At 40.1% G+C, this 13,383-nt stretch carries 13 protein-coding genes; 3 read left to right on the forward strand and 10 right to left on the reverse strand.

Annotation, left to right across the window (positions count from 1 at the left end; genetic code table 11):
- Positions 1–109: 109 nt before the first annotated feature.
- From hemG to pepQ, 4 genes are read right to left on the reverse strand one after another with little or no spacing between them, the layout of a single operon-like run.
- Complete coding sequence (hemG, locus tag HMPREF3129_RS10575) at positions 110–640, reverse strand: menaquinone-dependent protoporphyrinogen IX dehydrogenase (protein ID WP_004246101.1); 531 nt, start codon at positions 638–640, stop codon at positions 110–112.
- 20 nt (positions 641–660) lie between these two features.
- The gene (gene trkH, locus HMPREF3129_RS10580) at positions 661–2,112 is read right to left on the reverse strand and encodes a Trk system potassium transporter TrkH (protein WP_004252906.1); all 1,452 of its coding nucleotides are present in this window, start codon (positions 2,110–2,112) and stop codon (positions 661–663) included.
- 25 nt (positions 2,113–2,137) lie between these two features.
- Positions 2,138–2,758: an IMPACT family protein gene (locus HMPREF3129_RS10585; protein WP_004249519.1), complete on the reverse strand. Its 621-nt coding sequence runs from the start codon at positions 2,756–2,758 to the stop codon at positions 2,138–2,140.
- Positions 2,758–4,092: a Xaa-Pro dipeptidase gene (gene pepQ, locus HMPREF3129_RS10590; RefSeq protein WP_004249521.1), complete on the reverse strand. Its 1,335-nt coding sequence runs from the start codon at positions 4,090–4,092 to the stop codon at positions 2,758–2,760. The genes HMPREF3129_RS10585 and pepQ overlap by 1 nt, the downstream gene beginning before the upstream one ends.
- A gap of 288 nt (positions 4,093–4,380) precedes the next feature.
- Between pepQ and fadB the strand changes: the two genes are divergently transcribed.
- Together fadB and fadA are read left to right on the forward strand one after the other, a co-directional pair.
- Positions 4,381–6,561 (forward strand): fatty acid oxidation complex subunit alpha FadB, encoded by a 2,181-nt coding sequence (fadB, locus tag HMPREF3129_RS10595; protein ID WP_004246105.1) that lies wholly within the window; start codon positions 4,381–4,383, stop codon positions 6,559–6,561.
- Between the two features lie 11 nt (positions 6,562–6,572).
- Positions 6,573–7,736, forward strand: a complete 1,164-nt coding sequence (fadA, locus tag HMPREF3129_RS10600) for an acetyl-CoA C-acyltransferase FadA (RefSeq protein ID WP_004246106.1) — start codon at positions 6,573–6,575, stop codon at positions 7,734–7,736.
- A 133-nt stretch (positions 7,737–7,869) separates the two neighbouring features.
- Here the strand turns inward: fadA and fre are convergent, their stop codons facing one another.
- The 3 genes from fre to pepE all read right to left on the reverse strand — a co-directional run bounded on the left by fre (position 7,870) and on the right by pepE (position 10,901).
- Entirely contained in the window at positions 7,870–8,571 is a 702-nt protein-coding gene (gene fre / locus HMPREF3129_RS10605) for an NAD(P)H-flavin reductase (RefSeq protein ID WP_004246107.1), read from the reverse strand.
- A gap of 15 nt (positions 8,572–8,586) precedes the next feature.
- Entirely contained in the window at positions 8,587–10,056 is a 1,470-nt protein-coding gene (gene ubiD, locus HMPREF3129_RS10610; protein ID WP_012368791.1) for a 4-hydroxy-3-polyprenylbenzoate decarboxylase, read from the reverse strand.
- 119 nt (positions 10,057–10,175) lie between these two features.
- Positions 10,176–10,901 (reverse strand): dipeptidase PepE, encoded by a 726-nt coding sequence (gene pepE, locus HMPREF3129_RS10615; protein WP_004246111.1) that lies wholly within the window; start codon positions 10,899–10,901, stop codon positions 10,176–10,178.
- A 284-nt stretch (positions 10,902–11,185) separates the two neighbouring features.
- Here pepE and rfaH point away from each other — a divergent pair, with 284 nt between their 5' ends.
- Positions 11,186–11,686, forward strand: a complete 501-nt coding sequence (gene rfaH / locus HMPREF3129_RS10620) for a transcription/translation regulatory transformer protein RfaH (RefSeq protein ID WP_004249522.1) — start codon at positions 11,186–11,188, stop codon at positions 11,684–11,686.
- Positions 11,687–11,748: 62 nt separating this feature from the next.
- On the opposite strand, the gene tatC is transcribed toward rfaH, so the two are convergent.
- The 3 genes from tatC to tatA are packed head-to-tail and all read right to left on the reverse strand — an operon-like array spanning position 11,749 to position 13,338.
- Complete coding sequence (tatC, locus tag HMPREF3129_RS10625; RefSeq protein ID WP_004246116.1) at positions 11,749–12,534, reverse strand: Sec-independent protein translocase subunit TatC; 786 nt, start codon at positions 12,532–12,534, stop codon at positions 11,749–11,751.
- Positions 12,535–12,537: 3 nt separating this feature from the next.
- Positions 12,538–13,068 (reverse strand): Sec-independent protein translocase protein TatB, encoded by a 531-nt coding sequence (gene tatB, locus HMPREF3129_RS10630; protein WP_004249526.1) that lies wholly within the window; start codon positions 13,066–13,068, stop codon positions 12,538–12,540.
- 3 nt (positions 13,069–13,071) lie between these two features.
- Positions 13,072–13,338, reverse strand: coding sequence for a Sec-independent protein translocase subunit TatA (gene tatA, locus HMPREF3129_RS10635; RefSeq protein ID WP_004246118.1), 267 nt, complete (start codon positions 13,336–13,338; stop codon positions 13,072–13,074).
- Positions 13,339–13,383 lie beyond the last annotated feature (45 nt).

Raw genomic sequence — 13,383 nt, forward strand, 5'->3', positions numbered from 1 at the left:
GCGCATTATAGGGGCTTCTCAGATTAGCGCAAGTGTTTTTTGAAAAAAATTCACCGTTCGATTAAAACCCCAACAATACGTACAAAAAACAGGTCACAACGAACAGATATCACTCAATTTTGGAAAATTTTGTCGCAAATTCGCTAACTTTATTCCAATCAGTATATTCGATCTCTTTTGTTGGATCGGTTTCACCCTTAGTCATCTTCATAATAAGCTGGATCATCACTCTATCAATCCATTTATAACGTGGGTAAAGAAGCGCGCCTGCAAAAACACCTGTTAATCTAGGCTTCCATGGAGTCTTATCTAAAAACTTACGCATATAAGCATTGGTTTCGGGTGTACTCTTTTCAGCTTTTCTTGCCGTAAGGTTCACCCCAAAAAAGGCGGATGGCATACTATTTAATTGAGAAAGGTGTTGGGTAATAAATTTATCCAGTACTTTATTAAAATAGCCATATCTAATTGATGCCCCAACTAACACTTTATTATAAGCAGATAAATTAAGGCTATGGTGAACAGCAGTTAAATCTCTTACATCACATTCATAGCCCTGTTGTCTTAGTTCATTAGCTATGTGCGTCATTATTTTTTTAGTTTGACCATCTGTACTGCAGTACAGCAACAGCGCGCTCATACATCACTCCTTGTTTTTGGTTAATCACGCCAAAATGTTGGTGTAAATAAAACCAATAATGTGAAAACTTCTAATCGGCCAAATAACATGGTGACAACAAGTATCCACTTAGCGGCTGGATTCATTGTTGTAAAGTTATCAGCAACAATACCTAATCCTGGACCCAAATTATTAAGTGTTGTAGCAATAGCAGAAAAAGCAGAAAACTCATCAACACCTGTCGCTATTAATAGCATTAAGCTAATAATAAACACTAAAGCATATGCTGAGAAAAAGCCCCAAACCGCTTCTATAATACGCTCTGGTAATGCTCGATGTCCTAGTTTAATCGTATAAACCGCATTAGGGTGTACAAGACGTTTTAATTCACGAGAGCCTTGTAAAAATAGCAGTAAGATGCGGATTACTTTTAACCCCCCCCCCGTTGAACCAGCACAGCCCCCGATAAAGGCAGAGCACAACAGTAACAGAGGTAAAAAAGTTGGCCATTGGGCAAAACTATCTGTTGCAAACCCTGCGGTTGTTGCCATTGAAACAACTTGGAAAAAAGCTTGATTAATTGTTGTCCATCCAGAGTCATATACCGAATAGAGCCATAGAATAAGGCTACAAATAATCACTAATCCGAGCTGTATAAAGATAAACATGCGAAATTCAGGATCACGCCAATAAATATTGAGGCTTCGCCCTGTTAAAACCGAAAAGTGTAAAGCAAAGTTACACCCTGAAATTAATAGAAAAACACCAATAATGACGTTAATTGTTGGACTATTAAAATAGCCAATGCTTGCATCATGGGTAGAAAATCCACCGATTGCAATGGTAGAAAAACTATGCGAGATAGCATCAAACACGTCCATACCCGCAATCCACAACGCAAGGGCACAAATAATAGTGAGTAAGACATAAATCAGCCACAATGCTTTCGCAGTTTCTGCGATCCTTGGGCGCATTTTATTGTCTTTCAAAGGCCCCGGCATTTCTGCCCGATAAAGCTGCATTCCCCCAACGCCTAACAGTGGAAGAATTGCCACCGCTAATACGATGATCCCCATTCCCCCTAACCATTGCAGCATTTGGCGATAAAATAAAATCGCTTTAGGTAAGCTATCCAACCCAACAAGTGTCGTAGCCCCTGTGGTTGTTAATCCGGAAAAAGATTCAAAAAAGGCATCGGTAATCGATAGATGAGGTTGTTCCGAAAAAATAAAAGGCAATGCCCCTACGCTGCCTAACACAGTCCAAAATAAAACCACAATAAGAAAACCTTCTTTGGGTTTTAGATCACTTTTATTGTTTCGATTGGGGATCCACAACATTAGCCCAATAATAAGAGCGACAATAAATGTCTGACTAAATGCTCGTCCTGCACCATCCCGATAGATCAACGCAACGATACCGGGGATGATCATCGTGACAGAGAATAAAATAACAAGTAGCCCAACAATTCGGGTTATTGAACGAAAATGCATTTAGCGATTTCCTTGGTAGCAACGATTATTCATTCGGTTCTAAACATATTAATTGCATACTGCCACGACTGATATCGCGTAGTTTACTTTCAACTTTTTCACTCTCTACTGCTGGCAATGATAGTTCAAAAGTGACTTTATCAGTATATTCACTAGAGAGGATCTTCCCTTGATATTCTGCAATAACTTGCTCAAGTAATGACACTAAGGAATATTCACACTCCACAAGAAATCGGCGCTGAGGTACTTTGGTTTTCGTTGGCAAAAGTTTTAATGCCTGCTGTACCCCATTGCCATAAGCACGAACTAATCCGCCAGTGCCTAATTTGATCCCGCCGAAATAACGTACCACAACCGCAGTCACCTCTCCCATACCACTCCCTAACAGGGGTGCTAGAATAGGTTTTCCCGCCGTGCCTGTTGGTTCACCATCATCAGAAAAACCTAACTGTTGTGAATCATCCGGTCTTCCAGCAACAAATGCCCAACAATGATGCCGAGCATCGGGAAACTGCGCTTTAATTGATTGGATATACGCTTTGGCAGCCTCAATCCCTTCAGTATGAGCAATAAATGTAATAAAACGGCTCTTCTTTATTTCTTCACTGAATTCTACCGTTTCAGCGGGGATCAAATAAGCTTTCATCAGGCTAAATGTAAGTCTCTTGTCATATTTTCAATTTTGTTATCGTGAATAATAATATTATCTTCAATACGAATGCCACCAAAAGGCTTGAAGTGTTCAATCAAATGCCAATCAAAATGACTACGATATTTCCCTTCACGCCAAGGTGCTAATAACGAATCAATAAAATAGAATCCTGGCTCAATGGTAAGTACCATTCCCGGCTCTACAATACGTGTACAACGTAAGAAAGGATACATGGCTGGCGCAGCTAAATGAGTCCCTTTATCATCCTGCATAAATCCACCCGCATCATGAACTTGTAAACCTAGCGCATGGCCTAATCCATGTGGTAAGAAGGGAGTTGTTAATCCTTCACTCACCATCTCTTCTTCGCTAATCCCCTTAACGATACCGTATTTATGTAATAATCCGGCAATACGTTGATGCATTTGAATATGATATTCGCTGTAGCGTACTCCCGCTTTCATTGTCGCTATCAATGCCTGTTGCGCATCATTCATATCTTTGACTAAAGCAGTAAATTCATGATTTTCTTTCGCTGAATAAGTACGCGTAATATCCGCAGCATACCCATTATACTCTGCTCCCGCATCAATAAGGAAACTACGATATTCATCTGGCGATTGATGATCTAATTTGGTGTAATGCAAAACAGCAGCATGTTCATTTAATGCAACAATATTGCCATAAGGTACATCTGTGTCCCGATGTCCTGTTGCCATTAAATAAGCCATATTAATATCAAATTCACTTAACTCAGCTTGGAATGCCTCACGAGCGGCGATATGTCCATTGACTGCCATTTTCTGCGCTTCGCGCATACATGCCAGTTCATAACCCGTTTTATAAGCACGATAATAATGATAATAGTTAAGAAGAGATTGGTTATTAACATTATCAAGACTGACACCTAATGAATCAGCCCGTTGTGTATTTGGCCCAATATAAGCAGTATTTTTATTAATAAAAGGTGCTAGCTCTTTTTGAATATCATCGACATTTTTTAAATGGATCAGCTCAATTTCATGGGTCCAATAGCTACTTGGTAAAGCTTCAACACTATGCCAATAATCAACAGGTGAATAGAACCAGAGTTTTGGTTTATTGACACCATCAACCAATAACCAACAATGTGGCACATCAGTTACTGGCACCCACGCTTTAAAGTGTGCATTCACTTTAAAAGGGTAATCACTATCATCAAGGAAAACACCAATAGGTTCACCAGAGTGAATCAAGACATTATCAAGGTGGTGTCTAGATAAAGCATCACGAGTACGATTTTGTAGTGTTTTGATATGTTCTTGATACAGAGAAAGCAATTTTTCCATTACTAATCACCTATCTTTATTTATTGTTAATTATTCAGCTTAACACGCCAACTCTTTTACAGGGTAACACCATAGCAAAAATAGCTTACCATGACTTATTACTATGTTTTTACGGTCCTTAATTATGCTGATTTATTCATTTAAACCAATCATATAAAAATCAATATATTAGATAATTTCATTGTGATCAGCCCTACATTTCCTTAATCAAATATTTGCAATTAATTAACATTGTATTCACACTCTAATTATCTGGTCATACCAGTTTATACTTTAGGGAGAATACAAATGCTCTATCAAAGCGAAAATATTCAAGCCGATTGGGTGAAGCAAGGTATTGTTGAGCTCGTTTTCAATGCTAGCGGTTCTATTAATAAATTAGATACAAAAACGGTGGCAATGTTAAGCGAAGCGTTAACAGTATTAGAAAACACATCTGATCTAAAAGGGGTTATTTTACGTTCAGAAAAACCCGCCTTTATTGTTGGTGCCGATATTACCGAATTTTTATCACTTTTTGATGCACCCGTTGAAGAACTGACACAATGGCTACATTTTGCTAATCATATTTTCAATCGATTAGAAGATCTCCCCGTTCCTACAGTTTCTGCCATTAATGGCTATGCCCTAGGCGGTGGCTGTGAATGTGTATTAGCAACGGATTTTCGTATTGCATCACCGGATTTACGCATTGGTTTACCCGAAACAAAACTTGGTATTATGCCGGGTTTTGGTGGCTCTGTTCGGCTACCTCGCCTTATTGGCGTTGATAATGCCTTAGAAATTATTACCGCAGGTAAAGATATTAATGCCGAAACGGCACTTAAGAATGGCTTAATTCAAGCTATTGTCCCTGTTGATAAGCTAAAAGAAAGTGCCATTTCACTGATAGAGCAAGCCATTGATGGCAAATTTGACTGGCAAGCTGCTCGTCAACCTAAAACTGTGGCATTAAGATTAACGGAACTTGAACATAAAATGTCATTTGCTGTGGCAAAAGGCATGGTGATGAAAGTCGCAGGCCCTCATTATCCAGCCCCAATGACCGCCGTTAATACGATAGAAAAAGCCGCATTTCTAGATAGAAAAGCGGCACTTGAATTGGAAACAGAAAACTTTGTCAAACTGACCCGCACCGATGTTGCCAAAGCATTAGTGGGTATTTTCCTTAATGATCAATATGTGAAAGGTATTACTAAAAAACGTCATGCTAGCTTACCAAAACAAGCGGCAGTATTAGGCGCGGGGATCATGGGTGGCGGAATTGCCTATCAATCTGCACTAAAAGGCATTCCTGTTACCATGAAAGATATTAATGCCAACTCCCTTGAATTGGGTATGACAGAAGCACTCAGTCTGTTACAAAAACGTCAAGAAAAAGGACGTATGAGTGCCGTTGATATGGCAAAAACCCTCGCCTCTATTCATCCTACCTTAAACTATGCCAGTGTAGCTGATGCACAAATTGTGGTCGAAGCGGTGGTTGAAAACCCTAAAGTAAAAGCCTCTGTACTTGCTGAAACCGAAGCGCTCCTTGCTGATCATGCTGTACTTGCTTCGAATACCTCAACAATCCCCATTTCGCTACTTGCCAAATCACTAACACGCCCTGAAAATTTCTGTGGAATGCACTTCTTTAATCCCGTTCACCGCATGCCTTTAGTTGAGATCATTAAAGGTGAAAAAACCAGCGAAGAGACGATTAATCGCATTGTCAGTTATGCTAGCAAAATGGGTAAAACGCCAATCATTGTTAATGACTGTCCGGGGTTCTTTGTCAATCGCGTGCTCTTCCCTTATTTCGCCGGGTTTTCTCTTTTATTAAGAGATGGTGCTGATTTTATTGCTGTAGATAAAGTGATGGAAAAAGCCTTTGGCTGGCCAATGGGTCCGGCTTATTTACTGGATGTTGTCGGTATCGATACAGCGAATCATGCTCAAGCAGTGATGGCTCAAGGTTTCCCAGACAGAATGGGAAGTATTGATAAAGACGTTATTGCGCTTTTATATCAACAACAACGCTATGGTCAGAAAAATAATCATGGTTTCTATGACTACACTATTGATAAGCGTGGTAAAAAACAAAAGCAGGTAGATAACGATATTCACAGCCTTATTGAACATCATGTCGGCAAAAAACAGGAATTTAACCAAGACACTATTATTGCTCGTATGATGATCCCAATGATCAATGAAGTTATTCGTTGCTTAGATGAAGGCATTATCGCCTCACCTGCAGAAGCCGATATTGCATTAGTGTATGGTTTAGGCTTCCCTCCTTTCCGTGGTGGTGTCTTCCGTTACCTCGATACCATTGGATTAGCACAATTTGTTGCAAATGCAGAGCAATACTCAGAATTAGGGCCACTTTACCAAATTCCTGAGAGCTTAAAACAAAAAGCATTACGTAACGAAACCTACTATCCAAAGCCTGCAAAAGTAGATGTTAACATCAGAGAACTCGCTTAAGGAGAGAAGAAATGGAAAAGGTTGTCATAATTGATGGTGTTCGCACCCCAATGGGACGTTCAAAAGGCGGGGCATTTCGCCATGTAAGAGCTGAAAATCTCTCTGCGCAATTAATGCAAGCTTTGCTTAAGCGTAACCCTGATATTGATCCCAATGATATTGGCGATGTGATTTGGGGCTGTGTGCAACAAACTTTAGAGCAAGGCTTTAATATTGCACGTAATGCCGCACTATTAGCAGAATTACCGCATAAAGTTCCGGCAGTAACCGTCAATCGTTTATGTGGCTCTTCGATGCAAGCCTTGCATGACGGTGCTCGCCAAATTATGTTAGGAGAGAGCCAAGTTGCTTTAATTGGTGGCGTTGAACATATGGGTCATGTACCGATGACCTATAATGCTGACTTTAACCCAGCATTAAATCTTTCTGTGGCAAAGGCTTCATTCTCAATGGGGTTAACTGCAGAAATGTTAGCAAAATCATTTCAAATATCTCGTGAAGAACAAGACAAATTCGCCTATCGCTCACACCATTTAGCCGCCCTCGCGACCCAAAAAGGCTATTTTGACAACGAACTTGTTGCCATTAATGGTCATGATGCAGCAGGAGATTTTATACGCGTCAGCACGGATGAAGTTATCCGTTATAACCCAAGCCTTGATGAATTAGCACAACTTAGACCCGTGTTTGATCCCGCCACGGGCTCCGTCACTGCGGGGAATTCATCGGCCGTCTCTGATGGGGCATCCGCGATGTTTATCACGAGCGAAAGTTATGCTAAGCAACATCATTTAAAACCCCGTGCAATTATTCGTTCGATGGCGGTAACAGGTTGTGATCCGGCAATCATGGGATATGGTCCCGTTCCTGCCACTGAAATAGCGCTAAAGAAAGCAGGGTTAACCCTCAGTGATATTGATATCTTTGAACTTAACGAAGCCTTTGCAGCGCAATCCTTAGCTTGCATGAAAAAAATGAACTTACTCGATAGCATTGATGACAAAATCAATCTTAATGGTGGTGCTATTGCACTTGGGCATCCATTAGGTTGTTCTGGTGCCAGAATAACCACCACGCTATTAAATATTATGGAGCGTAAAGATGCACAATTAGGATTAGCGACAATGTGTATTGGATTAGGCCAAGGGATAGCAACCATTATTGAGCGAGTTTAATCAAGATGATTTTTCATTTTGAGTAATATCACTTGGTTGACATGTTTGATTGCTTGGTTTTTTAACCATTTTCCCGCCGTCAGGGGCGGGTTTTTTTATGGTTTTTTTATGGTTTTTTTATCGTTATTGCTTATTAAATAAACTCAAAAGCATCACTAAATAAGCGTTCTCTATCAGCATTACGCTCATTACAAAAACGATCTCGCGCTATTTTAGCCATTTCAAAACGTCCTGCGATATAAATATCATAGGATGATAAATCGCCAAAATCTTCACTAATTGCCGTTAATACAGTCCCTTTTCTACCACGCCAAGCGTCATCAGGTTGTTCAACAACAGGTACGACTGATAATGAGGGATACTTTTCCGTTAAATCTTGCAACTCATTAAGATCATAAAGATGTACCTGCTCTCGTCCTCCCCAATAAAGCGTTATCGCACGTTGAGGATTTTCTTGTAATGCCGCTAGCAAGATAGAGTGAGTATAAGAAAATCCTGTTCCTCCTGCGATAAGCAACAAAGGACGTTGGCTCTGTTGTCTAAACCACGCATTACCATGGGGAATATCAATCTTTAATTGTTGAGTTTCTAAAATAAGATCGAGCACAGCCATTGCGTAAAGATTCAGATCTGACGCGCCAATATGAAGCTCAATAAAGTCTTTATTTTCGGGAATAGAGGCAATAGAGAATGGGCGCTTATCTCGCTCATCCATAACCGCTAAAAGGTATTGTCCAGCCTGAAAATCAAATGGGCCATCAGGTAATAATCTTACCCGATACACCGTATCTGTTATCGGCTCAACGAGTGAGACTTTACAGTTCAGTATCGCCATGTTGTTCCTCTATTATTATTTAACAATATCGAGCTGTTCCCAAATAGTATCGACCCGCTGTTTTATTTCATCCGTCATTACGATAGGTCGCCCCCACTCTCTCTCTGTTTCACCGGGCCATTTATTGGTCGCATCTAACCCCATTTTGGAGCCTAAACCTGAAACAGGTGAAGCAAAATCAAGATAATCAATTGGCGTATTTTCCATCATAATGGTATCTCTTGCGGGATCCATTCTAGTTGTGATAGCCCAAATCACATCTTTCCAATCTCTTGCATTCACATCATCATCGCAAACAATCACAAATTTAGTATACATAAATTGTCGCAAATAAGACCAAACTCCCATCATTACGCGTTTAGCGTGACCAGCATACTGCTTTTTCATGGTCACAACCGCTAAACGATAAGAGCAACCTTCAGGAGGTAAATAAAAATCGACAATCTCAGGAAATTGTTTTTGTAATATCGGTACTAATACTTCATTAAGCGCAACGCCTAATACTGCCGGCTCATCCGGTGGACGCCCTGTATAAGTAGAGTGATAGATAGCATCTTTACGACGTGTTAGATGTGTTATGGTAAATACTGGAAAAGAGTCAATCTCATTATAATAACCAGTATGATCACCATATGGCCCTTCTGGTGCAAGCTCACCGGGTTCGATATACCCTTCGAGAATAATTTCGGCACTTGCCGGGACTTCCAAGTCATTGGAAAGGCATTTAACGACTTCTGTTTTATTACCTCGCAATAATCCAGCAAAGGCATATTCAGATAATGTATCTGGTACTGGCGTTACGGCACCTAAAATTGTCGCAGGATCAGCCCCTAATGCAACAGAAACGGGAAAACGTTCTCCTGGGTGTTTTTGACACCATTCTTGGAAATCTAACGCGCCACCGCGATGAGATAACCAACGCATAATCACCTTATTTTTGCCAAGCACTTGTTGGCGATAAATACCTAAATTCTGGCGCTCTTTAAAAGGCCCTCGCGTTACTGTAAGTCCCCATGTAATCAAAGGGGCTGCATCTTCAGGCCAACAATGCATCACGGGGATCTTAGTTAAATCAACATCATCGCCAGTTAACACAACCTCCTGACAAGGGGCTTTGCTCAGGCGCTTAGTTGGCATATTTAAAACTTGCTTAAATTTAGGTAACTTATCAAAAAGATCACGAAATCCTTTCGGAGGATCAGGCTCTTTTAAAAATGCTAATAGCTTACCCACTTCATGTAAGGCTTTAACATCATCTTGCCCCATCCCCATAGCAACACGCTCAGGTGTACCAAATAAATTACATAGCACTGGCATATCAAACCCTTTAGGATTTTCAAATAACAGTGCAGGCCCACCAGCACGTAATGTTCTGTCCGCTATTTCGGTCATTTCAAGGTAGGGATCTATTTCAAAGGTGATGCGTTTTAATTCACCTTTTTCTTCGAGTAATGAAAGGAAATCTCTTAAATCGCGGTATTTCATCATAATCTTACGAGCCAGTGAGTGAGAGAAAAGAGGGCAAAGCCCTCTTTGAAACACTATAAGCTAAACGCATAACTCACTAAAAAGCAATGCCTTTTATATGAGATTGCAAATTATTATTATAAACAGCGAAATGGAACCCATTTTGCCAACATTTTTGTATCAAACTGTTCTGGAAAAGTTTTTCCATGTTGGAAAATTTTAAAGCCTTCATTTTTAGCGCTGTAATAACGTAACTCTTCACCCTGAATATATAAGTAACTACCTTCACGAATGGCAACCACTATCTCGTCTGGGTTCATCGCACAAAACTCCGCAATACGCTCATCTCGAGTTTCGCCCATATGTCCACTAATGGTGGCATCAATATAGTGCGGGTTAATTTGTACAGGGAATAATCCCAGTGAAGGCATAACAACAGAACAGCGCACAGGCATATCATTTGTAGTACGGATAGTCGGAGTGGCAACATTACAACCCGCACTCCAACCGATATAAGGGATATTACGTTCACGAACTGCACGCTGGATAGGAACCACTAATCCTTTCTCATGCAGCATTTGGTTTAATAACCACGTATTCCCCCCACTAACTAAAATACACTCAGCATTGTTAATGGCTTCCACTTCTGAATCAAAATGTTCAATACAAGTCACTTCAATACCTAATACTTCTGATAATTCACGAGCACGTTGGTCGTGATCAGAACGAATAACCGCATATGCAATAAGCACGGCAGAACGAATACCACGCTTTTTAATCATGCTGTCGATATTATCTTTGGCGTAACTTAACCATTGTGGGTCCCCGGCAATCTTCCCATTACTCAATAAAAAAACTTCCATTTGAAAACCTCTTTATAATTATGGATCAGGATCTAAGATAATTATCTTGGGAGTTTTTTCTTGTTTTTGCCATCATTTTTTTGTCAACTTGTTACCTCTATCTGAGATAAGATTGAAACTTCTCAAAACCACTGCATTTATTGCGTCTGAACACGGTTTCAGTGATCATTTTCTAGTATAAAATTGCATTTCACTTGTTACATTTACCGACAGATGACTGTTACCTTTATCATAAATTTGCTATTATCCTCCTAATTAAGATCAACTAACCCTTTGTCTCTATTATGAAAAACTGGCACCTTCTGTATTGTAAACGCGGACAAATCGCTCGGGCGATCGAACACTTAGAACGTCAGCAGGTGATCTGCTTTACGCCGATGGTGACAATAGAAAAGTTAATAAGAAATAAAAGAACTTTGGTCACCGAGCCTTTGTTCCCGAATTATCTATTTATTCAATTTGATCCAGAGGTCATTCATACCACTACGATAAATTCTACCCGTGGTGTTAATGCCTTTGTGCGCTTTGGACGCTATCCTGTCACAGTGCCACAAGAGGTTATAGATACCTTACAATCGCCGTCACCGTCTTCAGTTATCTACAGTGAAGAAAATGTGCCGCATAGTGGTGATTATGTATTAATTACGGAAGGTGTTTTTCAGGGGATCAAAGCGATATACCAAGAGCCAGACGGCGAAACTCGCTCTATTTTGCTATTAAAAATATTAAATAATGAAGTGAAAAAATCCGTTGATAATAAAGAGTTTAAAAAAGAGCCTTTCTAAAAAGTTAACCCAGCCTTAGCTGGGTTAATAAATTATGTTTTTAGAAAACTCACTTCCTAAAATTATTTCTGCTGTTCTGTTGCTTGCGCCTCAGCCTCTTCAGCTTCTTCTTCTGGTGTTTTTCTTCTGCCATTATTGACATAAAAACGGGACACCAAGACACCAATCTCAAACAATAAATACATCGGTATTGCTAATAATGTTTGAGAAAAAACATCAGGTGGCGTTAATACCATGCCAATAACAAAAGCACCCACTAAGATATAAGGACGTTTTTTCTTTAATGCATCAGGTGTTGTGACACCACTCCAGCACAGCAAGATGATCGCAATAGGAACTTCAAATGCGGCCCCAAACGCCATAAACAGCGTCATTACGAAACTTAAATACTTACTGATATCTGGAATAAAGTTAACCCCTTCTGGGGTAGTATTCACAAAGAAACCAAATGCAAGTGGAAACACAACAAAATACGCAAACGCCATACCGAGATAAAATAATACGGTACTTGAAACCAGTAACGGTAACATTAAGCGACGTTCATGTTTATACAGTGCTGGTGCGATAAAAGCCCATACCTGATAAAGGATCACAGGAACAGAAGCAAAAACGGATACCATAATAGTCAATTTAATCGGCGTCAAAAAAGTTGAGGCAACATCAGTCGCACTCATATTTGACCCCTGCGGCAACTTATCAAGTAAAGGTGCCGAGATTAATTGATAGATATCGTTAGAAAAATAAACCAAAGCCAGAAAAACCACTAGAACTGAAACTAAGCTGTACATTAGACGCTTACGCAGTTCTATTAAATGGCTGATCAGCGGTTGGGTATCATTTACTGCCATGTTTTAGTGCTCACCATTTGCCTGATCAGTTGTTTTCTTCTCTACTGTTACTGTTTTGGTAACAGGAACATCTGGCTTAATAACATGTTCTGTATTTTCAGTTACCGTTTTGGAACTGTGTTGAACATCGTCATTCGCTTCATTCGCTTCAGCCAGTGCCGCTAAATCAGAAGGCGTAGGTTCCGTAGAGTCGGTTTTTACAGACTGCTCTGTCTCTGTAGATCCTGGCGTTGTAGGTGCTTGATAAGTTTCTTTTAAAGACTGTGCAGCCTCTTTTAACTCATCCATCGACGCTTTTAGCTCAGGGGATAATGTTTGCAAATTCGCTTTCTCTTCCACTTTCTTCAGGCTCTCTTGAAGCTCTTGAAGTTTTAGTTCTTGAGTTAGCTCATTTTGCACATTCGCCGCCAAAGAGCGTAATGCCCTTACCCAGCCAGCAATTGTTTTTACTGCTACGGGCAATCGTTCTGGCCCCAGAAAAACAAGACCTATCACCATGACCAATAGCAGCTGACTAAAACCAATGTCAAACACGGTTTACACCTGCTCTTTATTTTTGCTCTCAGTGGTTGACTTCTCTTCTGTCGAAGTCTTCTGCGCTAAATTTTTAGTATCAAAATCTGCGTCGTTCGTGGTTTTTTCTGCGTTGTTGGTCTCTTTTTGGTTTTCGTCACCCATCGCTTTTTTAAAGCCTTTGACTGAAGCACCCAAATCTGAGCCTAAAGTGCGCAGTTTATTAGTACCAAATAATAAGACTACGATGACAGCGATGATGAGTAATTGCCAAATGCTAATACCGCCCATTTTATGTTCCTCAACTATTTTAGGAGTTATACTTTACAACAGTGC

Origin of the sequence: Proteus sp. HMSC14B05, assembly GCF_001808035.1 — a bacterium.
GTDB classification, from domain to species: Bacteria; Pseudomonadota; Gammaproteobacteria; order Enterobacterales; family Enterobacteriaceae; genus Proteus; species Proteus mirabilis.

Excerpts from the sequence above, each read along its gene's own strand:
- pepE (WP_004246111.1), bottom strand. The coding sequence starts at position 10,901 with ATGGAAGTTTTTTTATTGAGTAATGGGAAGATTGCCGGGGACCCACAA.
- ubiD (WP_012368791.1), bottom strand. The coding sequence starts at position 10,056 with ATGAAATACCGCGATTTAAGAGATTTCCTTTCATTACTCGAAGAAAAA.
- tatC (WP_004246116.1), bottom strand. The coding sequence starts at position 12,534 with ATGGCAGTAAATGATACCCAACCGCTGATCAGCCATTTAATAGAACTG.
- hemG (WP_004246101.1), bottom strand. The coding sequence starts at position 640 with ATGAGCGCGCTGTTGCTGTACTGCAGTACAGATGGTCAAACTAAAAAA.
- fadB (WP_004246105.1), top strand. The coding sequence starts at position 4,381 with ATGCTCTATCAAAGCGAAAATATTCAAGCCGATTGGGTGAAGCAAGGT.
- trkH (WP_004252906.1), bottom strand. The coding sequence starts at position 2,112 with ATGCATTTTCGTTCAATAACCCGAATTGTTGGGCTACTTGTTATTTTA.
- pepQ (WP_004249521.1), bottom strand. The coding sequence starts at position 4,092 with ATGGAAAAATTGCTTTCTCTGTATCAAGAACATATCAAAACACTACAA.
- rfaH (WP_004249522.1), top strand. The coding sequence starts at position 11,186 with ATGAAAAACTGGCACCTTCTGTATTGTAAACGCGGACAAATCGCTCGG.
- HMPREF3129_RS10585 (WP_004249519.1), bottom strand. The coding sequence starts at position 2,758 with ATGAAAGCTTATTTGATCCCCGCTGAAACGGTAGAATTCAGTGAAGAA.
- fre (WP_004246107.1), bottom strand. The coding sequence starts at position 8,571 with ATGGCGATACTGAACTGTAAAGTCTCACTCGTTGAGCCGATAACAGAT.
- tatA (WP_004246118.1), bottom strand. The coding sequence starts at position 13,338 with ATGGGCGGTATTAGCATTTGGCAATTACTCATCATCGCTGTCATCGTA.
- fadA (WP_004246106.1), top strand. The coding sequence starts at position 6,573 with ATGGAAAAGGTTGTCATAATTGATGGTGTTCGCACCCCAATGGGACGT.